General features: G+C 58.5%; 16 protein-coding genes. 9 read left to right on the top strand and 7 right to left on the bottom strand.

What is annotated here, in order from left to right; translation table 11 throughout:
- Positions 1-64: 64 nt before the first annotated feature.
- Positions 65-1,060 carry an ABC transporter permease gene (locus ACZ5FP_RS19820; protein WP_165401922.1) on the top strand — a complete coding sequence of 332 codons (996 nt, stop codon included), beginning with the start codon at positions 65-67 and terminating at the stop codon, positions 1,058-1,060.
- Between the two features lie 60 nt (positions 1,061-1,120).
- Positions 1,121-2,173, top strand: a complete 1,053-nt coding sequence (locus ACZ5FP_RS19815; protein WP_464663852.1) for a substrate-binding domain-containing protein — start codon at positions 1,121-1,123, stop codon at positions 2,171-2,173.
- A gap of 57 nt (positions 2,174-2,230) precedes the next feature.
- Here the strand turns inward: ACZ5FP_RS19815 and ACZ5FP_RS19810 are convergent, their stop codons facing one another.
- The 6 genes from ACZ5FP_RS19810 to ACZ5FP_RS19785 all read right to left on the bottom strand — a co-directional run bounded on the left by ACZ5FP_RS19810 (position 2,231) and on the right by ACZ5FP_RS19785 (position 9,826).
- Positions 2,231-4,285 carry a bifunctional aldolase/short-chain dehydrogenase gene (locus tag ACZ5FP_RS19810; protein ID WP_464663850.1) on the bottom strand — a complete coding sequence of 685 codons (2,055 nt, stop codon included), beginning with the start codon at positions 4,283-4,285 and terminating at the stop codon, positions 2,231-2,233.
- Positions 4,286-4,362: 77 nt separating this feature from the next.
- Complete coding sequence (locus ACZ5FP_RS19805; RefSeq protein ID WP_223614266.1) at positions 4,363-5,328, bottom strand: sugar-binding transcriptional regulator; 966 nt, start codon at positions 5,326-5,328, stop codon at positions 4,363-4,365.
- 166 nt (positions 5,329-5,494) lie between these two features.
- A complete protein-coding gene (locus ACZ5FP_RS19800; RefSeq protein ID WP_464663849.1) occupies positions 5,495-7,177 on the bottom strand; it encodes a dipeptide ABC transporter ATP-binding protein in 1,683 nt (560 codons plus the stop codon).
- Complete coding sequence (locus ACZ5FP_RS19795; RefSeq protein WP_464663847.1) at positions 7,174-8,064, bottom strand: ABC transporter permease; 891 nt, start codon at positions 8,062-8,064, stop codon at positions 7,174-7,176. The genes ACZ5FP_RS19800 and ACZ5FP_RS19795 overlap by 4 nt, the downstream gene beginning before the upstream one ends.
- Entirely contained in the window at positions 8,061-9,035 is a 975-nt protein-coding gene (locus ACZ5FP_RS19790; protein ID WP_464663845.1) for an ABC transporter permease, read from the bottom strand. The genes ACZ5FP_RS19795 and ACZ5FP_RS19790 overlap by 4 nt, the downstream gene beginning before the upstream one ends.
- Positions 9,036-9,118: 83 nt before the next feature.
- Complete coding sequence (locus ACZ5FP_RS19785; protein ID WP_464663843.1) at positions 9,119-9,826, bottom strand: creatininase family protein; 708 nt, start codon at positions 9,824-9,826, stop codon at positions 9,119-9,121.
- A gap of 146 nt (positions 9,827-9,972) precedes the next feature.
- On the opposite strand from ACZ5FP_RS19785, the gene ACZ5FP_RS19780 reads away from it, so the two are divergent.
- The 5 genes from ACZ5FP_RS19780 (at position 9,973) to ACZ5FP_RS19760 (ending at position 14,971) form a co-directional block, all read left to right on the top strand.
- Complete coding sequence (locus ACZ5FP_RS19780; protein WP_464663842.1) at positions 9,973-10,542, top strand: MarR family winged helix-turn-helix transcriptional regulator; 570 nt, start codon at positions 9,973-9,975, stop codon at positions 10,540-10,542.
- Positions 10,543-10,597: 55 nt separating this feature from the next.
- Complete coding sequence (locus ACZ5FP_RS19775) at positions 10,598-12,151, top strand: ABC transporter substrate-binding protein (protein ID WP_464663840.1); 1,554 nt, start codon at positions 10,598-10,600, stop codon at positions 12,149-12,151.
- Positions 12,152-12,218: 67 nt separating this feature from the next.
- Entirely contained in the window at positions 12,219-13,178 is a 960-nt protein-coding gene (locus tag ACZ5FP_RS19770) for an isoaspartyl peptidase/L-asparaginase family protein (RefSeq protein ID WP_464663839.1), read from the top strand.
- Between the two features lie 141 nt (positions 13,179-13,319).
- Positions 13,320-14,354, top strand: coding sequence for a glycoside hydrolase family 25 protein (locus ACZ5FP_RS19765; RefSeq protein ID WP_464663837.1), 1,035 nt, complete (start codon positions 13,320-13,322; stop codon positions 14,352-14,354).
- A gap of 104 nt (positions 14,355-14,458) precedes the next feature.
- Positions 14,459-14,971, top strand: a complete 513-nt coding sequence (locus ACZ5FP_RS19760) for a cupin domain-containing protein (RefSeq protein ID WP_464663835.1) — start codon at positions 14,459-14,461, stop codon at positions 14,969-14,971.
- Between the two features lie 30 nt (positions 14,972-15,001).
- Here ACZ5FP_RS19760 and ACZ5FP_RS19755 read toward each other — a convergent pair whose 3' ends face one another.
- On the bottom strand, positions 15,002-16,147 hold the full coding sequence (locus ACZ5FP_RS19755) for an alpha-hydroxy acid oxidase (protein WP_464664026.1): 1,146 nt from the start codon (positions 16,145-16,147) through the stop codon (positions 15,002-15,004).
- A gap of 727 nt (positions 16,148-16,874) precedes the next feature.
- Between ACZ5FP_RS19755 and ACZ5FP_RS19750 the strand changes: the two genes are divergently transcribed.
- On the top strand, positions 16,875-21,008 hold the full coding sequence (locus ACZ5FP_RS19750) for a Pls/PosA family non-ribosomal peptide synthetase (protein ID WP_464663834.1): 4,134 nt from the start codon (positions 16,875-16,877) through the stop codon (positions 21,006-21,008).
- Between the two features lie 85 nt (positions 21,009-21,093).
- Positions 21,094-21,576: a GNAT family N-acetyltransferase gene (locus tag ACZ5FP_RS19745; RefSeq protein ID WP_464663832.1), complete on the top strand. Its 483-nt coding sequence runs from the start codon at positions 21,094-21,096 to the stop codon at positions 21,574-21,576.
- Positions 21,577-21,614: the final 38 nt, after the last annotated feature.

Genomic DNA, 21,614 nt, shown 5'->3' with positions numbered 1-21,614 from the left:
TACCGATACACCATCGACCTCCGCTATTGCCCCCGCTTCAAAGCACGGGACGAAAAGCAGCGCTCTGCCTGTCCGCGATCTGGCAATCAAATACGGCTTTCTGTCTCTGCTTGCCGGTCTGATCATCTATTTCTGTATCGTGACCAACGGGTTTGCCTCGCCGCAAAGCGCGGTGTTCATTCTCCAGTCCGTCTCAATCACCGGCATATTGGCACTTGGCGTTACGGCAACGCTGGTCGTTGGCGGTTTCGATCTTTCAATCGGATCGGTGGCGACCACCGCCATGATGGCATCGTCCTACGTCATGGTGGTGATGGGCGGAGACGCCCTGACCGCGACGCTCGTCTGTCTTGCCATCGGCATCATCGTCGGGCTGATCAATGGAATATTGATTGTCTATATGCGGGTCCCCGATCTCCTCGCGACCCTGGGCATGATGTTCCTGCTGGTGGGGCTTCAGCGCATTCCGACCGAAGGACGCTCTATCGCCACGGGAATGACCTTGCCGGACGGCAGCGTCGCCAATGGCACGTTCAGCCCGGTTTTCCTTGCCCTGGGCCGTCACCGCTTCGACTTCATCCTGCCAAACCTCTTGCCGGTATCTGTTGTCGTGTTGATCGTCCTGGCCGTGCTGATCTGGTTTTTCCTCGAATACACCCGCTTCGGACGCATGATGTATGCCGTTGGCTCGAATGAGCGCGCGGCCGAACTCGCCGGCGCTCCGGTCAAGGCATACAAGATCAGCGCCTATATCATATCGGGCGTTTTTGCTTCCGTTGGCGGCATATTGCTCGCTGCGCGTCTTGGCCGGGGCGATATTGCTTCAGGCAACAATCTGCTGCTGGATTCCGTCGCCGCGGCACTGATCGGTTTTGCCGTGCTGGGCGCGGCAAAACCCAATGCTTTCGGCACTGGTATCGGTGCGCTGTTTGTCGGCGTACTGCTGCAGGGGCTGACCATGATGAACGCCCCCTACTATACGCAGGATTTCGTCAAGGGCGCGGTGCTGGTGGTCGCACTGGTGTTTACATTTGCACTCTCCAAAAGAGGCAAACGCTGAGCGGGCGGATGCCCCGAGGCAATTGGGACAAGTATAAAAATCAAAAATGGAGGAAATGAAATGAAGGTGACGCGGAGATTTTTTGCCAAGCTCGGGTTCGGCTTGCTTGGTGCGACCATGTTGGGCGGCGCTGCATTTGCCGATGGCATGCCCGCTCCGTTTGATAATCCCGGCAAGGTCAAGATTGCCCTGGTGCGATACCTTTCGACGGGTGACTTCTTCCAGTCCTATCTTTCCGGCGTCGAGGCGCAGGCAAAGGCGCTTGGCGTCGATCTTCGCGTGCTGGACAGCCGGCAGGATGCTGCCTTGCAGTCTGACATGGTCGATCAGGCGATTGCCCTCGGTGTCAATGGGATCATCATCCAGCACGGCTTGACGGAGTCCATGAAGGATGCCGCGCAACGCGCCGTGGACGCCGGGATCAAGGTCGTTGCGTTCGACGTGAATGTCGGCAACGACAAGATACCGCAAATCGAACAGTCCGATCGCGATCTTGCCCGGCTGGCCCTGGAGCAGGCCGTCAAGGACAATGGCGACAGCTGGAAAGCCGGTTATGTCTATGTCGCAGGGATCGCGCCTCTCGACCGTCGCGACGAGACCTGGAAGGAATTCAAGAAGAAATATTCCGGCATTCATGAAGCGGCCATGTTCGGAACGATGGACAATCCGATCGCCAATTCAGTAGCCAATCAGGCGCGATCGGTCATCTCCGCCAATCCGGACATTACCGTGATGTTTGCGCCCTATGACGAGTTCGCCAAGGGCGTGAAAATTGCCGTTGACGAGGCCGGGCTTTCCTCCAGTGTCAAAATCTACTCGGCAGATATTTCGACATCAGACATCGCGGCAATGCGTGAACCGGCCAGTGCCTGGACAGCGACCGCTGCGACCAATCCGGCCGTTGTCGGCCAGGTTTCGGTGCGCGCGCTGGCCATGCTGCTTGCCGGTCAGGATCCCGGTCACAACGTCATTGTGCCCCCGACACTGATCACACAAAGCCAGCTCAACAGCGCCGATATCAAGAACATGGAAGAACTGGCGGCCAAATTGCCGCAATTCGCCCATGCGGATGTCGCGGTGCCGGCATGGATGCCGCTTCCCAAGGGGAAATAACAAACGAAAAAGGCGGCCCGAAAGGCCGCCTTTTTGTTGTGTGCCAGTACGCCCCAATCAGCGCAGAGCCGCTGCGATATTCCCGCCATCAACGGTCGTCACATCGGCAGTTGTCCGCTCCGCCAGTGCATGGTGCAAAAACGCCTGAGCTACGTCATCGGCGGTGACTTCCAGCCCGAGCAAATTGCCCGCCATGTATTCGCTGGTCGAAAGCCCGCGGGACGCCGAACGGTTCGCAATCATCTCGTCGTTCAACAGGCCGGACCGGATGCGGTCTGCATTGACCGCGTTGGAGCGTATGCCGTCTGCACCATGTTCCAGGGCATACTGGCGCGACAGGAAGAGGGTCGCAGCCTTGGGCAGGCCATAGGCACCAAATTTGGCACCCGGATTGACCGCCTGCTTGCTGGCATTGAACAGAAGAGCGCCGCCGGTCCGCTGTTGTTTCATGATGCGTACGGCACATTGCGCCACGGTCTGGTGCGCGAAAAAGTTGAGTTCGAAACTCTTGCGCAGCAAATCGTCGTCAAGGGTTGCAATCGGGCTTTCCCATGCGGCCCCCGCATTGGAAACAACGATATCGACGCCGCCATAGGCAGCAATGACAGCCTCGAACGCCGCACGAACGGACGCGGGATCGGTCACATCGCAGGCCAGGCCGATGGAATCATTGCCAGCGGACCGGGCGACGGCCTCCGCCTTCGCCGCGTCGAGATCCAGCACGGCAACGTGGGCGCCCTGCTGGGCGAACAGCCTGGCCGTTGCGGCCCCGATGGCGCCCGCTCCACCCGTCACCAAGGTCACCTGGCCCGTGAGCGGCTTTGCCTTCGCACTGGCAAGCTTGGCCTGCTCCAGCGACCAGTATTCCAGATCAAACAGATCGGGCCGGCTCACCGGTTCGAACCGCCCGATGGACTCCGCATCCCGCGCCGCTTCGATCCACATCTCACCGACATCCGCGGCAATTCTGGCGTCCTTGAGCGTACGGCCGTGTCCGAACATGCCGAGGCCTGGCACCAGCGTCAGCCGTGGCATCGGATCGAGCATGATCCGCTTTCCGCTGCTGCGCTGGTCATTCGTTGTGAAATAGTCGGTATAATCCGCCACATAAGCCGCAACGGCACGTTCCACCCCCGCCTTGAACGCATCGAGATCACTGCCATCAGGCGCTGGGAGCACCATCGGACCAGTCTTGATCCGTATGGACAAGTCTGGGGTCGACACGCCGCGCTGCGCCATCTCGTGAACGGTAGTCGCATTGACAAACTCGAGGATCGCCGGCGACGAGCGGAATTCGCTGACCATGCGATCAAACTTGCCTTCGCCCCGATTGACGGCGACGGCGCCGCGCACGCTAGCAGCGATATCACCGGATTTGGCCAGCGTTTTCGGCAATGCCGCCGGTGTGAACGGGTTCCGGCCCTTGTCGCGGACATAGGTCTCGGCGAGCGAGACATAATGAATCATGCGGTCGTAGGCTTCCCGAGCCGTCGCGCCAAACGTGAAAATGCCGTGCTTGTCGAGAATGAGACCGTCAACGGTGGGATCCGCATCAAAAACCTCGGCCGCTCGCTTTGCCAGATCAAAACCGGGCATCACGTAGGGCACGAAGCCCATCTTGCGGCCAAAGATTTTCTCACTGAGGGCCCGGCTCTCTGCCTGGTCAGCGATGGCAAGAATTGCGGTCGAGTGGGTGTGATCGACAAATTTATGCGGGATGAAGGCATGCAGCAGCGCTTCCACTGACGGGTTTGGCGAAGCCGGATCAATCAGGTTTGCCCGTTGCAGGGTGACCATATCCTCGTCCGACAGTTTGCTCAGCTTGCGGGCCTTGAGCAGGGGGGCGATCTTGACGGCCGGCAGGCCGGCGGGCTCGATGATACCCATGTCCCAGCCGCTCCCCTTCACGCAGAGCACATCCCACTCGTCACCGATCAAATCCTTGACCGTGGTTTTGACGGAGGTGTTTCCGCCGCCGTGCAACACCAGCTGCGGCACACTTCCAAGAAGCCGCGTGGTATAGGTTCTCAATGCAAGATCGCGGTTGATACCCTTGCCGGCATAAGCCGCCACCATGTCTTCCGCCTCTTTGTCATTCCACAAATTTTTCATGCGAACTCCTCCCGTCCGGCAAATGGTCTCACGGCCTGGCAACGGGCCAGGCGATCCGCCAATGTTTCCAACTGTTGCTATGCTTGTTTGAGCCCGGCGCCCTTGGCGCGTTTGAGCAGGCGTTTCGCCATGGATGCCGTGACCATGAGATGAGACGCGAACCCGCCCTTGATGGCTGCCACAAGCGGTTCGTACTTGCTGTCCTCCTGAACCACCAGCATCCTCTTGGGGATTTTCCGGATGGAATCGAGGTCTGCAGAAATACAGCGCCGGTTATGGGCGCAGTCCAGCCACTGCCCGTCCACATCGATCAGTTGCCCAGCAATCACACCCGCAGCGCCGGCCTGCCCGAGTGCATGCATTTCCGCCGCGGTGATCGCGCCGCATTTCACCAGATGGCTGTCATCTTCGATGCCACCCACGGAGTAAAGTGCCAGCTGACAGTCGGTGATTGCCAATAACTGCTCCCGGATGACCGGCTCCCGGCGCAACTCCTCCGCCAGACGTTCAGAGCTGAGCACGAGCGGTGCGTAAAGGTTGATGCCTTCCGCATTCAACCGGCGGGCAATTTCAGTCGTGCATTGATCCGGGCGATAGGAATACGGCGCCCCGAGATTGCCGCAGAGCTGCACGACCGCCACGCCCTGCAGGTCTGCGTAAGGCATGACGTCGGCGATATGATAGACGGTCCGCCCCCAGGCCACGCCGACACGATCACCCTTGTTGATCAGCTCAATAAACGCAGCCGCTGCAACAACGGGCATTTCAACCGATGGATTGAAAGCCTGCCTGTCTTCGGGAATGATCCAAACGGTTTCAAGGCCAAGGGCATCCTCGGTTTCGCGCGCAAGAACATCATCGGAAAACAATTCCGTCGATGTGGAGATGGTGACAATGCCGATTTCGCGGGCACGGCGCAGATACATCGCCACGGACGCGCGGGAAATATCGAGATGTTTGGCCACTTCGTCTTGCCGCAAACCATGGGTATAATAGAGCCAGGCGGCCTTATGGATTATCTGATCGGCGGACCGGACAGGCATTGAAGTTCCTCACAAAATATCGCTGATTAGACAATATTCATGTGATCTGACAAAAGTCAAATAGCGGATCATTTGCTGTCTGCTTTGCGAGCGTTTCTCTCCGCAATTTTATGAAAAAGTCGCGTTGCCACTCTCGCCCCAGGTGGCAAATCGATGCGTGAGCGCCTCAGGCGAGCTTTGGTATGGCGTTGAGGAGCGCGCGCGTATAGGCCTCCTGCGGCGCGTCGAATATTTCCTCCGCCGTCCCCACTTCGATGATCTTGCCGCGATACATCACGGCAACCCGGTCGCAGAGATGACGCACGACGGAAAGGTCATGACTGATGAACAGCAGCGTCAGGCCCAGCTCCTTGCGCAATTGCAAAAGAAGGTTGAGAATCTGCGCCTGAATGGAAACGTCGAGCGATGCCACCGGTTCGTCGCAGACAATGACCTCGGGTCGCATGGCCAAGGCGCGGGCGATGGCGATACGCTGGCGCTGGCCGCCTGAAAACTGATGCGGATAGCGGTCCGCAAATGCCGGGTCGAGCGAGACAGCCTTCAGCCACTCCGCCACATATGAACGGGCTTCGGCCTTGCTGGTCAGACCATGCGCTATCGGTCCTTCCGCGATGGACTGTCCAATCGTGCGGCGCGGGTCAAGTGATGCAAATGGATCCTGAAAGATCATCTGGACATTGGTGATCAGCTTTCTCGGCTGCGGGCCGGCAGACATCACCGGGCTGTTGTTCAGCGTTACCCTGCCTTCGGTCGGCTGATAGATGCCGCAAACAATACGTCCGAGCGTCGATTTGCCCGAACCGGATTCCCCGACCAATCCAAGCGCCTCTCCCTTTGCGATGGTCAGATCAACGTTTTCAACGGCAAGCACCGGCTTCTTTGATTTGAGCAGGCCGGTCCGCTCGCCCAGCCGCGCCCAGAAACCACGTTTCTGTTCAAACACTTTGACGAGCCCATCCATCGCCACGAAGGACGGATCGGCCATCGTCGCGGCAACGGGATGCGCAGCGCTTTCGCTGTCATCGTCGTTGGCGCCAGCACCAAGCCGCTGACCGGGCTTTGACCGCGATGGCAATGCATCGAGCAGAGATTGCGTATAGGGATGGCTCGGCGTACGCAGGACCTCGGAGGCATGGCCCGTTTCCACGATCTTGCCCGCCTTCATCACGGCGATGCGCTTCGAGATGGAAGCCACGGTTGCCAAGTCATGGCTGATCCAAATCATGGAAATGCCAAGCTCGGCAACCAGCGACTTTACTTCAACGAGAATTTCCGCCTGGACCGACACGTCAAGCGCCGTGGTTGGTTCGTCGGCAATGACAATTTTGGGCCGGTGCAGCAATGCGATGGCTATGGCAACGCGCTGGCGCATGCCGCCGGAGAACTGGTGCGGATAAAAATCCACCTTCTGTTCAGGATCGACAATGCGAACCTTTCGCAGCGCCTCGACGGCACGCAGGCGCGCATCGGCGTCTGAAATCCGTTCATGCGCCTGCAGCGCCAGGGTCATTTGATCCAATACGGTCAGGACCGGATTGAGTGTCATCATCGGGTCCTGGAAGACCATGGCAATGTCCCGGCCACGGATCTTGCGCAATTCCGGCTCGCTGAGGCCAACAAGCTCGCGGCCGTCAAGTTTGATCGAACCGCTGACAATGCGCCCTGGCTTGTCGATGAGACCGATCAGGGAAAAGCCGGTAATGGACTTGCCCGAGCCTGACTCGCCCACCAGTCCCAATATCTCGCCCTTTTCCAGATGGAGCGAGATGCCGTCGACTGATTTCACGGTTCCCGTCCGCGCTTCGAAATAGGTGCAAAGATCAGTCACTTCGAGAAGGGGAGCGGTCATCGTTTCAACCTCGGATTGAGCTGACTCCGCACCTGATCACCGACAAGATTGATCGCCATGATGAGAATGATGAGAGCCACACCCGGATAGATGGAAATCCAGTATCGGCCGGAAAGAAGATACTGGAAGCCTCCGGAAATCAGCATGCCAAGCGATGGTTCGGTGGGCGGCAGGCCGACCCCCAGAAATGACAGGGTTGCTTCTAGCGAAATGGCGCTCGCCACCTGAACGGTCGCCACGACGATAAGCGGCGGCAGCGCGTTGGGCAGAATATGCCGTGTCACCACAAACCAGCCGCTCATGGGTACGGACAGAGCCGCCTCGACATAGTCCTTGTTCCGTTCAACGGCCGCCGCGCCATGGGCAGTACGCACGAAATAGGCGTATTGCGAAAAGACGAGCGCGACGATCAGCTGCCCCTTGCCCTGCCCGAGGAGTGCCGCCACCACGAAAGCGAGCAGGATCGCCGGGAACGAAAGCTGCAGATCCACCAGCCGCATCACGAGGGCTTCAAAACGGCCGCCCACATAGGCGGCGGTACAGCCGACCAGCGCGCCGATCGAAAAGGCTATCGCTCCCGCGAGAAGGCCCATCTCCAGCGAAATGCGCAGGCCGTAGAGGATGGCGGAAAAGAGATCACGGCCCTGGCTGTCGGTTCCCAGAATGTGGGTATATCCGCCGGTGCCGATATATCCCGGTGCCCTGCGTGCATCACGCATCACGAGGCTAGAAAGATCATAGGGGTCCTGCGGCGCAATCAGCGGCGCGAAAACAGCCAGCACAATGACAACGAGCAGTATGACGGCAGCGATGACGGCAACGGGATGGCGTGCAAACTCTGCCCAGAAATCGGATGAGGTACGGGCTTTTTCAACGGATAGGGTCATTTGCCGCCCCCATGGCGCATGCGCGGATCGAGGACGGCATAAGCCAGATCGACAACCAGGTTGATCGTAATGAACATGAGCGAAACCAGCATGAGATAGGCCACCATCACCGGCCGGTCCAGCGACGTGATGCTGTCAATGATCAGCTTTCCCAGACCCGGCCACGAATAGATCGTCTCGGTCACGACGGCGAACGCAATGGTCGAGCCCAATTCCAGCCCGAATACGGTGACGAGCGGTATGGAAATCAACCGCAGCACGTGCCGGCGCAGGATCGTCCACTCATGGATACCTGCCGCCCTGGCAAACTTGATCGTATCGGTCAGCATCACTTCCCGCGTGCCAGAGGCCGCCAGCCGTATCATCATCGACATCTTGAACAGGGACAGGTTGACGGCCGGCAGGATGAGGTGGCGCATGCCATCGAACGTCAGAAAACTGAGGGGAACGCCGAAAACAGAAATCGTCTCGCCCCGCCCGCCTGCCGGCATGATGCCCAGTTGCACGGCAAAGACCATGATGAGCATGAGCCCGATCCAGAAGGTGGGAACCGAGAAGCCGAGTATGGACAGGGCCATGATCGCCTTCGCGGTCCAGCTTTCCGGTTTGTACCCCGCATATATTCCAAGTGGTATGCCGATGAGGCTTGCCAGGAGAACGGCGATAACCGCGAGCTCCATTGTCGCGGGGAAGCGCGAGGCAATCAGCTGGGAAACCGGCATGTTGTAGACGAATGAACGACCCAGATCGCCATGCAGAAGGTTGCTTGCGAAGTGCAGATACTGCTGCCAGATGGGCAGATCGAGGCCATACTGCGCAATGACGCGATTGCGGATGTCCTGGGTTGCATCCGGAGAAATCAGCACGTCGACCGGGTTTCCGATGACGAAGACACCCAGAAAAACCAGCAATGACATGACGAGCATGACCAGTGCCGCTTGCCATAATCGCCTGACAATGAACGCAACCATTCGCTCAACCTTCCCCTGCACATTCGTGCTTGTTTGAATTGGCTGTCACCGGCGGGTTTTCCTGCCTCCGCCGGTGACAACAATCAATGCCAGCCGTTTTCCAGCTCTTCCCGTGTTTCCCCGACGGCAACATCCCAGATCGCCAGCATGTCCGCATCGGGTCGTTCGAACAGTCCGTGGTAGTTGCCCTCGCCCTGAGAAAGCTGTGCCCGCTTGCCGCCGGCGCCGACGCGGGCTAGCGCGCCAAAATCAACGCGTTCCTGTGCATGGTCTGGCTGGGCGACACCCGGAAGGCGCGTCCAGGGAAAATTTTCCATCCAGGAGGCGTGTGATGCGCGATTATCGATTTCGAGAACCTTGCCCATGGTCTTGGGTGCACGCCACCAATCGTGCATTTTCACACTGGCATCGCGATTGCGATTGAGCCATTCGGAAACAACCGTTGCCGCCGGCGTGTTGCCCCCGTGGCCGTTGACAATGAGGATACGGCGGAACCCGCCATGATAGAGGCTATCAAGGACGTCCTCGATCACACCGACATAGGTGCGCAGGCTCAGCGATACGGTTCCCGGAAAATCAGCAAAACTTGAAGCAAGCCCATAGGGCAAGACCGGGAAAACCGGAACGCCGAGCGGCTCGGCTGCATCGACTGATACTTTTTCCGCCAGGATCATGTCGGTCGCGAGACTCAGCCGCGCGTGCTGCTCCACGCTGCCAATGGGCAGGATGCACCGGTCATCCCTGCGGACGCGTTCCTCAACCTGACTCCAGTTCATCGCACTTATGCGCATGCCTCTTACCTCTGCTGATTTCGTCCCCAAGCATAAACACAAGGATCATGCGCATACAAGTTCCAAATGGTACAAAAATTACGTTTGACATACAGCAATAGCAAGATATTTTGTCCCTAATGGAACTTAATGGCGAGGGAGCGCGCATGCAGAACCTGATCGATATCGCGCTGCTGGAGGGCCGTGCCGGACGCACGACAGCGCCGAATGAGAGTATTGCGGAAAGCGACATTCTTTATGCAAAGCTATGGTCGAACCCATGCTGGCTTTCCTTCCGCATCAACTATCTGGCACTGCACTACAACAACCCCGTATACGGCACGATCAATGCGGATCATGACCTGCTGCGCCCCGAATTCGTCGTGCTCTATTCGCTGTTTCTGCGGGACCGCACCACGCTTTCGGAAGTGGTGGCCGGTTCCGGTTTTCCAAAGAACACGTTGAGCCGCGCAACCAAGAAGCTCGACCGCCTCAAGCTGGTCCGGCGCGAGGAGGATCTGGGAGATCTTCGCCGCGTCGTCCTGTGCCTGACGCAGGAAGGCCGGGCGATTGTCGAAGCCAAGATGGCGCCCATGATCGACCGGGAACGCATGATGCTGGAGGCACTCAGCCCCGCCGAACGCATGATGCTGTCCGACATCCTCGCCAAAATGGTCATCGCTTCGCGCGGCTGGCCCGACACGATTTCTTCCAACGCAACCGCATTCGAAGAATAAGAAGCAACCTCTGGAATAGGGAACAACAATGCAAAGAAGACTGAGAGCCCTCTTATTGGGAACTGCACTCCTGCTGGGCACAGGCCAAGCCATCGCCGCAGACCTTATCATGGCGATCAAGGCCGGGCCGGCTTCGATGGATCCGCATTTCACCGCCACCGCCGCCAACGCGGAAGCAACCAAGCATATTTTCGATACGCTCATCCGCTCGGGCAGCAATCTCGAGCTGGAGCCATCGCTTGCGCTCAGCTGGACAGCCATCGACCAGACGACCTGGGAATTCAAGCTGCGTCAGGGCGTCAAGTTTCACGATGGATCAGATTTCACGGCGGAAGATGTAAAATTCTCCATCGAACGCATTCCTCATGTCACCGGCCCCAACCCCGCGACAATCTTTGTGCGCCGGGTCAAATCGGTGGAGGTGGCCGATCTATTCACCGTGCGTGTCAAGACGGAAGGCCCCGCGCCCACCTTGCCGAACGATTTTGTGCGTCTGTTCATCACCTCGCATACGGCAGCCGCCAATTACTCAACGCAGGAAACAGCGGCCGAAGGCTTCAATTCAGGCAAGGCAACCATCGGCACCGGCCCTTACAAGTTCGTTTCCTGGGCTCCGACACAGGATCTGGTTCTCCAGCGCTTCGACGGCTATTGGGGCGGAGCACAGCCCTGGGATCGCGTCATCCGCAAGGAAATCCCCAACGATGCAGCGCGCGTTGCACAGTTGAAGGCAGGACAGGTCGATGTGATTTCGAAAGTGCCCGCCGCGGATGTGCCGGTGCTTGAGCGGGATGCATCGCTTGCCGTGGTCAAGAACGAGAGCATCTATATCAGTTATCTCGAATTCGATTTCCGTGAGAAAAGCCCGCAGGTCTTCGACAAGAGCGGCGCGAAGCTCGACAAGAATCCCTTGCTCGACCCGCGTGTGCGCGAAGCCATCGATCTCGCACTCGACCGCCAAACCATCGTCGAATTTGCCCTGGAAGGGATGGCTGTCGTGCCGACCCAGTTGGTCACATCGAATATCTTCGGCTATGACAAGTCTCTCCAGGCACCGGCCTTCGATCTGAAGCGCGCCAAGGAACTGCTGAAGGATGCGGGTTATCCCAACGGCTTCAAGATCACGCTCAGCTATGCCAATGATCGCATGCCGAACGAGCTTGGGCCGACAGTCGCGCAGATGCTGGCTGCAATCGGCATCACAGCCGATGTTAATGGCGTGCCTGCGACTGTGTTCAATCCGGCAAAGACCCGGGGCGAGTATTCACTCTACATGGCCAGTTGGGGCACGTTGACGGGCGAAGCAAATTACATGCTATCGTCGCTGATGCACGCCCATGACACCGCAAAATCGCTGGGCGCATTCAATGTCCGCGGTTATGCCAATCCGCAGATGGACAAGCTGATTGAAGACGCCGGAGCCGAGATGGATACGGACAAGCGCCGCGTCCTTCTGGAAAAGGCCAACAATCTCGTCGCAACGGACCGCCCCGACCTGCCTCTCGCAACCCAGCTCAGCGCCTGGGCGGTGAAGAAGGCCAAAGTCGTCCTGACACCCCGGGCGGACGAAGACACGCTGGCGATGAATATCCGTCCGGCGCAGCAATAAGCATCGACGTGAAGGGGCCGGATACCGATCCGGCCCTTTTGTTGTTTCACACGCAGGAAAGACAGACATGACGAACATAGCTCTGGCCATTCACGGCGGTTGCGGCGTGATGGCCAAACTTGATCTGAGCGAGGCTGAGTGGGCCGGCGCCCGCGCCGATCTGGCATCGGCACTGAAAGCAGGTTGGGCAATTCTGAGTTCCGGCGGCTCCTCGCTCGATGCGGTGGAAGCTGCGGTGGTGGTGATGGAGGACAGCCCGCATTTCAATGCAGGATATGGCGCCGCGCTTAACGAACACGGTATCCATGAACTGGATGCATCCATCATGGACGGCTCCAGCCTGGCTGCCGGTGCGGTCTGCGCCAGCAGGGCTATCCGCAATCCCATAAGGGCAGCACGCGCAGTCATGGAAAAGGGAGATGCGGTTCTCTTGAATGGAACGGCGGCCGATCGTTTCGCTGAAGTGGCTGGACTGGCCACGGAACCGCAAGCCTATTTCACGACCGAACGCCGCCTCATCGCTCTTGCCGCCATGAAAGCCCATGAGGCCCGGGGCACGTCCGCGCTGGCGAAGGAGGCTGAGAAACACGGCACGGTCGGCGCGGTTGCGCTTGATGCCGCCGGTCATCTCGCAGCTGCGACTTCAACGGGCGGCTACAACAACAAGCCCGATGGCCGTATCGGCGATTCCCCGATCATCGGTGCAGGCACCTATGCGCGGGATGGAATCTGTGCCGTATCCGGTACCGGCAAGGGTGAAGTATTCATCCGCCATGTCGTCGGTCACGAGATCGCAAGCCGGATGGCCTATCTCGGAGAAGACCTCAAGACCGCTTCGGACAAGGTCATCCACGAAGACCTCAAACGGCACAATGCAGGTGCCGGGCTGGTTGCCGTAGGTGCCGACGGCTCCATCGTCGCGCCGTATAATACCGATGGCATGTTCCGCGGCTGGGTCACCAGCAACGGTGATGTCTTTGTCGGCACGCACGACAAAGTTTTCCAGCTCCCAGGTCTTCCACGCTAAGACCTGGGCGGCATGGTTGACGGCACCTTATGGTTAAAATCGGGATTCAGTCTTTCTTGGTAATTTCCTGTTAGCAATTGCAGCAGTGAAACCGATTGGCCTCGTTCGCGCCATCGACAGTTATTTCGAGTACGGGTGCCTATGCGTGTTTCGTGTGTGCTGACAATCATGTTTTCGTGCCTCGTGCTGACGAACTGCCAATCCAGTTCGGGCGTGGACGATGTGCTGGCGCAACGGCCTTCGCAGGAAATGACCAGTTCGGTGGTCCGGCCAAGCCGTTCGGTGAAACGTATCGCCATGGCAACCGTTCCCCCCTCGCCGGTACCCCAACAGGAAATTCTGGCATGGGCCGGACCGGTCCCGGAATCGGCAGCGATCCTGCCTCCGGCACCATCCCCTGTCATGGCCGCCCCAACGGAAAGGCCGGTCCCCCAGCCTGCCCTCGCGGATCCCATGGTCAAGGCTGCACCGCAGGCCCGAATGCAGATCTACAGCCGCCGTTTCCGAGATGCCAAACCCATTAATTTCGGGCCGGCGTCGCCGAAGAAACTCGCCGTGCACGGGGTTGACGTGTCGCGCTGGCAGGGTGACGTGGATTGGGCGAACCTGCGTACGCAAGGCGCCAATTTCGCCTATATCAAAGCTACCGACGGCGGCGATCATATCGACCCGATGTTCAAGACCAACTGGCGCAAGGCCAAGGAAGCCGGTCTGAAGCGGGGCGCCTATCACTTCTTTTACTGGTGCCGCACGGCGGGCGAGCAGGCTGACTGGTTCATCCGCAATGTTCCCCGGGAACCCGGTGCGCTTCCACCTGCGATAGATGTGGAATGGAATGGCGAATCAAGCTGCAAGCGGCGCCCTTCCCGCGCGCAGGTGCTGGAAAAGATGCAGGTCTTCATGGACAAGCTGGAGAAACATTATGGCCAGCGGCCGATCATCTACACCGCCCCGGATTTCTATCGGGACAATCTGAGGGGCGAGCTTGCCGACTATCCCTTCTGGTTGCGCGCGGTCGCCGCTCATCCCTCCAAGGTTTATCCCGGCCGGCGCTGGCTGTTCTGGCAGTACTCCGGTTCGGGCCTTTCCCATGGCGTCAGCGGCCGAATTGACCTGAACGTGTTCCATGGCAGTGAGGAGGAATGGCACAACTGGGTGACGGCGCGGGCCGGTTAACCCAAGTAAGCGTAGCGCCAATTACATGCAATTTGCGTCCCGGGTTTAACCTAATTCTGACGAATGGCCGCTATTCAAGGTGTTCCATTCTGAAGGGGGAAACAATGGCGTGGAGACTTATGCTGGCAAGTGCCGTACTTGCCATGACACGGACGGTACCGAACGTTTTCACAGGGCCGCGCAGTTCTGGTCTCGTATCGGACAACGCCCTCGAAATGCAGTTGAACCCCGCTCCCATCAATCCCGACTGGATATTGGACGGTAACCCGCTGGCGCGCGCACGCGAACAATCTGCAAGCCGCGACCGGGCGGCCTACACCGCGATATGGGATTGCACGGCCGGAACCTTCCGCTGGTATTTCGGTTGGGACGAAACCGTCTGCATTCTCGAAGGTGAAGTACACGTCACGGACGCGGAAGGGATCACCCGTACCTTGCGTGCGGGAGATGTTGCCTACTTTACCGGCGGAACATGGGCAACCTGGAAGATAGACCGCTATCTGAAGAAGGTCGCGTTCATGCGCCGTACCCTGCCTGCACCGGCATCATTCATCTATCGCGCCAGTGATGCCGCCCGCAGGCGTTGGGGCCGCACCAAAGGCGGCGCGCTGCAATAGGGCAGCCCCTTCCAGCCAAGATTTCCCGATCTATCGCAGCTTGAGATTCTCCCGGGTCAGTTGATCGACGGAGGTGCAGCCCATGAGCTTCATCCCCCGCTCTATCTCAATCTTGAGCTGATCCAGCGCGCGGTCGACGCCAGCCTGACCGGCCGCGGCAAGGGGATAAAGATAATAACGTCCGATCCCGACCGCCTTGGCGCCCATGGACAAGGCCTTGAGCACATGCGTCCCGCGCTGGATTCCGCCGTCCATGATCACATCGATTTTGTCGCCCACGGCGTCAACGATCTCAGCCAGTTGGTCGAATGCGGCGCGCGATCCGTCGAGTTGCCTGCCGCCGTGATTGGAGAGAATGATACCCGTGCAGCCGATATCGACTGCACGCCTTGCATCCGCCACCGACATGATGCCCTTCAGGCAGAACTGCCCTGACCAGTGCTGCACCATCTCGGCGACATCATCCCAGCTCATCGAGGGATCCAGCATCTCCGTGAAATACCGGCTGATCGACATGGCGCCGTTGCCCATGTCCACGTGTTCTTCCAGTTGCGGCAGGCTGAAGCGTTCATGCGTGAGATAGTTCAGTGCCCATTGCGGCTTGATGGCAAATTGCAGCATGCCGGCAAGATTGAGCCTGAACGGAATGGAAAAGCCGGTGCGCAAATCACGCTCGCGGTTACCCCCGGTAATGCTGTCGACTGTCAGCATCATCACCTCGACGCCAGCGTCCTTGGCCCTCTGCATCATCGCCCGGTTCAGGCCGCGGTCCTTGTGAAAGTAGAACTGATAGACCTGCGGGCCGCTATAGGATTTGCGCAGTTTCTCAAGGCTGACTGTACCCAGCGATGAAACACCGAACATCGTTCCGTGCCTTGCCGCTGCGGCTGCAACAGCATGCTCTCCCTGATGGTGAAACAGCCGCTGAAGGGCCGTCGGGGAGCAGTAGAAGGGCACGGCAAGCTTTTGACCCATGACGACAACGGATGTATCGACACTCTTTACCCCGCGCAGCACATTGGGAATGAGATCACAACGGTCGAAACTTTCCGTATTCCGGCGATAGGTGACTTCATCATCCGCTGCCCCGTCGATATAGTCGAAGATTGGCCCCGGCAGTCGCCGTTTGGCCAAAGTCCTGAAATCGTGGAAATTGTGGCAATCGCTCAGACGCATCATTCAACCCTTGTTTGATTCACGCCTCAGAATAGGCGGGAATTGCTGCGGATGCACTAAGTGTGGCGACAAGACATCATTTTCCAACAGGTATGAGGCTGAGCCTTGGCTATATTGCCCATGCGTCATTTGTGGCGGCAATATCACTCAGCGTAAAATCTTATGCCTGCCCGGTCGCACTTAACGTCACCGCGAAGACGCCCGAAAAAGCTCGAACCCGAATAATATTCTTCATCTGAATGATCTCTTCTGCTGTCTTCGTCCTTCTGCCAGCAATAGTCGGACTTGCAATCTGTCGAAAAATGGGCTGCCTATACTGAAAATGGAATAAGGAGCGGTCCCTTGCAGCGCACTTTTCTCCGGTTGGTCGGTTCCTGCTTGCGGTCGGCACTTCTTTCCACGGAGACAAGGGGAAATTACTTCCGGTTCACGATTTTTCAAAAGATTTATCTGTCAGTTATATTATCAATAAAGTTCTTGATCTTGGCGTTATATGATATCGTCACACGTGTGATGGGCAGAGGACGGGGGTTCAAAGCAAAAGCAAGTTAGAGTTGCGGGCTTTTCTTTTATGGAAGCTTAGGCTATTCCGCCGTCCATGACTGAAAGGTCAATTGCAGCTACCGCGCACAATCAGCCGATAGACAGTGCTCGCTGAAGAGGCAGCACGGTGTTTTCTGCGGGCATAAGCCCGGCGATGCTCGACCTACGACGAGAGAGTTTGGAAATGGACCATGGTGTTGACGGTGCCGGACGCGACAGGGGCGCGGCGGAAAATTCAAGTAACCAGCCTGTAGCAAGGACTGGCTTCGGAAGTATTGATGCGATTGTAAAAAACGCCTCTGACTCCGGAACGATTGCACGCCCGCAGATTTTGACGGGTGCTGACTTTGCTCAGGAAGGGCGCCCGGGTGAACGGCTCGACCGCTTCTTCGAGGAGCTTGCACAAACCTATGATGCGTCACCGGCAGTTATCTCCGAAGGACGCGTCTGGACCTATCGCGAGCTGAACAGGCGGGCCAATCAGTTCGCCCGTCTCCTGGCGGATCGGGGCGTGCGGCCCGGCGACCGGGTCGGACTCCTGCTCGACCGTTCCGCCGAGACCTACGTTGCATTGTTGGCCGTGATGAAGGCCGGTGCGGCGTTTGTTCCGCTCGCCACCGCCTTTCCTGAAGAGCGGATGAAGCTCATCATCGAAGATGCCAATGTCGGATTGATCATCACCATTGCGGCCTATTCTTCCCGGGTCGAGCAGTTGCCTGTTCCCCATGTGCTGATCGACGGGGCTACAGCCGAAATCACCGCCAAGCCCGACAAGCCGTTGCCGTTGAATCCAGCAGCCTCCTCGGCCGAGGACATCTGCTATATCCTCTATACCTCGGGCACCACCGGCAGGCCCAAGGGCGTGGCCATCACGCATCAGAGCATCTGCAACTTCGTCCGGGTCGCCGCCGCATCCTACGGCTATCGGCCGGGCGACCGCGTCTATCAGGGCATGACCATCGCCTTCGACTTCTCTGCGGAAGAGATCTGGGTGCCCTTCGCCGCCGGTGCAACGGTGGTGCCTGCGCCGGGACCACTGACACTGGTTGGCGAGGAACTTGCTGATTTTCTCCGGGCGAATGATGTAACATGCATGGCCTGCAGCCCGACCCTGCTTTCCTCCATCGAAAGCGATGTGCCCAGTCTGCGGGCGCTGCTGGTGGGCGGCGAGGCATGCTCGCACAACCTTGTGGTGCGCTGGTCGAAACCCGGACGGCAAATCCTCAACACCTATGGCCCCACCGAAGCCACCGTTACCGCCACGATGGGACTGCTCACACCCGACAGGCCCGTGACCATCGGCGCGCCGCTGCCCACTTACTCCATTGTCGTGATCGATCCTTCCGTGTCGGCACTGACCGAGCCCGGTGAGCTTGGCGAAATCGGCATTGCCGGCATCGGTCTTGCGGTGGGCTATCTCAACCGGCCGGACCTGACGGAACAGAAATTCATTCCCGATTTTCTCGACCTGCCGAACAATCCTTCAAAGCGCATCTACCGGACGGGTGATCTTGGCCGGATCAATGACGATGGCGAGATTGAGTATCACGGGCGCATCGACACCCAGGTCAAAATCCGCGGCTACCGCATCGAACTCGGAGAAATCGAAACCGTGCTGCTGGAGCAGCCCGCAATCGCACAGGCCGCCGTCACGACCTGGGAAATTGAACCCGGCCGTGTCGAACTCGTTGCCTATTATGCTCCCAAGAGCGGCATGCCGCCGATCTCCCGCGCCGACATTGCCGGAGAGCTCAAACGGCGCCTGCCCGACTACATGGTGCCATCCTATCTGGAAGAGCTGGCCGCCATCCCGATGACCGTCTCGAACAAGGTGGACTTGCGCCAGCTTCCCAAGCCGACAAGCGTGCGTTTGTCGGCCGAACGAACCATCACCCCGCCCAGCAATGATGACGAACGCTTTTTGGCCGAAGTGCTGGCCGAAGTGCTGAAGTTCGACGAGGTGTCCGTGGAGGACAACTTCTTCGACGATCTCGGCGCCAATTCTCTGCTGATGGCCCGTTTCTGCGCGCGCGTCCGCACCCGGAAAGAATGGGCGACGACGTCCATGCGGGATATCTATCTCTATCCCACCGTCGCCCGCCTTGCGCAGCATCTGCGCATACCCGAGGAGATGGCGACCGCCGTCAACGAGCGCGTTCTTACGCACCGGGCGTCGAACATTGCCTATTGGACCTGCGGAGCGGCGCAGCTGCTTTTCTACGGTCTCTATAGCTACTTTGGACTGTGGGCACTGGACCGCGGACTCAACTGGACCTACGACAAGCTCGACGAGCCGCTGCAGCTCTATCTGCGTTGTGTGCTGCTTTCGGGTGGCATCTTCTTTGGAATGTCAGGCGTTGCCATTGTTGCAAAATGGGTGCTTGTCGGGCGCTGGAAGCCGGAAGTCTTCCCAATCTGGGGCTGGCGCTATTATCGTTTCTGGGTTCTGCAGACGTTGATCCGCACAGCCCCTGTTGTGCTGTTCCGCGGCAGCCCGCTCTATAATCTGTATCTGCGGCTCCTCGGAGCCAAGCTCGGACGAAACGCAGTCATTGAGTGCCGCACCGTTCCAGTGTGCACAGACCTCATATCCATTGGCGACAATGCGATACTGCGCAAGGAATCGATGATCCTTGGCTATCGAGCCCAAGCCGGCTATATCCAGACGGGATCGCTGACCATCGGTCACGATGCGTTTGTCGGCGTGGGCTGCACGCTCGACATCGACACCAAGATGGGCGACCGCTCCCAGCTTGGCCATTCTTCCTCGCTTCAGCGCGGACAGAGCATCCCAGACGGTATCCGCTGGCATGGATCGCCGGCAGTGCCGACGACGGCTGACTATTGCAAGGTTCGCAACGTCAATCCGTCCAATATCCGGCGCTTCCTCTTTGAAGCCGTTCAACTGGTGGGCTTGTTTACTCTCGTCACCCCGATCCCGCTGCTGTTCCACAGCTATTGGCAGAATGTCAGCGACGACTACCAGGAAACCATCGGCATCGTGGCGATCGGCACCACCGTCACGTTGTTCGGATATATTGTCGTGGCTTTTTTGGCAGCAACAATCGTGCCTCGCCTGCTCAGTCTGATTTTGAAATCCGGCCGCACCTACACGCTTTACGGGTTCCGTTACTGGTTGCAGACTGTGGTCGAATTCACCAGTAATTCGCGCGTTCTCAATCTCATGTTCGGCGACAGCTCGGCAATCGTCCACTACATGCGCGCCATCGGCTGGAACCTCAACAAGGTGGTGCAGACCGGTTCCAATTTTGGCAGCAACCAGCAGCACGAAAATCCGCTCCTTTGCGAAATCGGCAGCCAAACCATGGTGTCGGATGGGCTTTTCATGATCAACATGCACAAGTCCGCCTCCTCCTTCCGGCTTGAGCATACGAAGATTGGCGACCGCAATTATTTGGGCAACAACATCTACTATCCGCCGGACGGACAGACGGGCGATAACTGCCTGCTTGGCACGAAAGTGATGATCCCCATTGACGGACCGGTCCGTGAGAATGTCGGCCTTCTCGGCTCGCCGTCCTTTGAAATCCCTCGCATGGTCAACCGCGACAAGGAACTTATCGCCGGCATCAGCGAAGAGGACCGGCGCCATCGCCTCAAGTTCAAGAACCGTTACAATGCGATGACAGCGCTGCTGTTTCTGGCGGCGCAATGGGTCATGCTGTTTGTCACGTTGGTGATCTGGGACCGCGCGCTCAACTACTACACCGAATGGGCGCAGACCGCGCTCTTCGTCGCCGTGCTCCTGACGTCGGTCATCACCATTCCATTCTATATTCTGGTGGAGCGGGCAAGCCTCGGTTTCGGCAAGCTGAAGCCGCAGATGACGACGATCTATGACGTTACTTTCTGGCATCACGAACGCCACTGGAAGCTGGCGGATTCGCCCATCATCCGCTTGTTCGCCGGCACGCCATTCCGGCCGATGATCCTGCGCCTGCTGGGCGTCAAGATGGGCCGGAGGGTTTATGACGGCGGCAGCAATCTGACCGAACGTTCGCTGGTGGAAATCGGCGATGATGCCACCCTCAATGAAGGTAGCGTCATTCAGGCCCATTCGCTCGAAGAAGGTGCATTCAAGTCCGATTTCATCCGCATCGGCCGCGGCTGCACGCTCGGACCTGCTGCCTTTATCCATTACGGTGTCGTGATGGGCAACGGGTCGGTGGTGGATGCGGATTCATTCGTGATGAAAGGCGAAGTGCTGGAGCCCAACTCCATATGGCGGGGTAACCCGGCCAAGCTTCATCGCTTTGTCACGCCTGTTCTGAACGGTGGTGTGAAGACAACCGCTTGACCCTCGTCTTCGCGATGTGGATTGTTGAACTGCAAAACGCTCCTGGGATGCTTGCATCCCAGGAGATTGTGTCGGAGATCGCATATTGACAGACCGCCAGGGGAAGACTGTTGACGTCGAGCTCGCACCCGTCACCGAGGCCGTCAGGGCCCTGGTGATATCGCTTGAACTTGCCCCGGAGCAGTTGGATTTTGTTGCAAGCAATACGGAATCCCTGGATGAGGCCGCTCTTGATACGGATGCACGGCCCCGCGTCGTGATGGCCGGGGACCGCGTCGTCGGATTCCTGATGTACGAGGCGCCCGCAGACGATGACGAGGCGACGATCTACCGTTTTATGATCGATCGCGCCCATCAGGGCAAAGGCTATGGCAAAGCTGCCTTGCGCAAGGTGCTGGACGAAATCAGTGGCCTTGGACATGTGCGGCACGTTTCGATCTGCTATGAACCGGAAAACGAAGGTGCGCGGCACCTCTATCGCGCCGCAGGCTTCGTGGAAGAAGGATTGGACGAAGACGGAGAAATGATCGCCGATCTGGTTCTGCCGGTGCAAACGGTTGATCCGTGACACATCCACCCCGCATCTCCGCAAATCCGTCAGCAGAA

The sequence above is a fragment of the Phyllobacterium sp. T2-21 genome, assembly GCF_055378485.1.
This window is presented reverse-complemented; position numbering and strand designations above follow the sequence as displayed.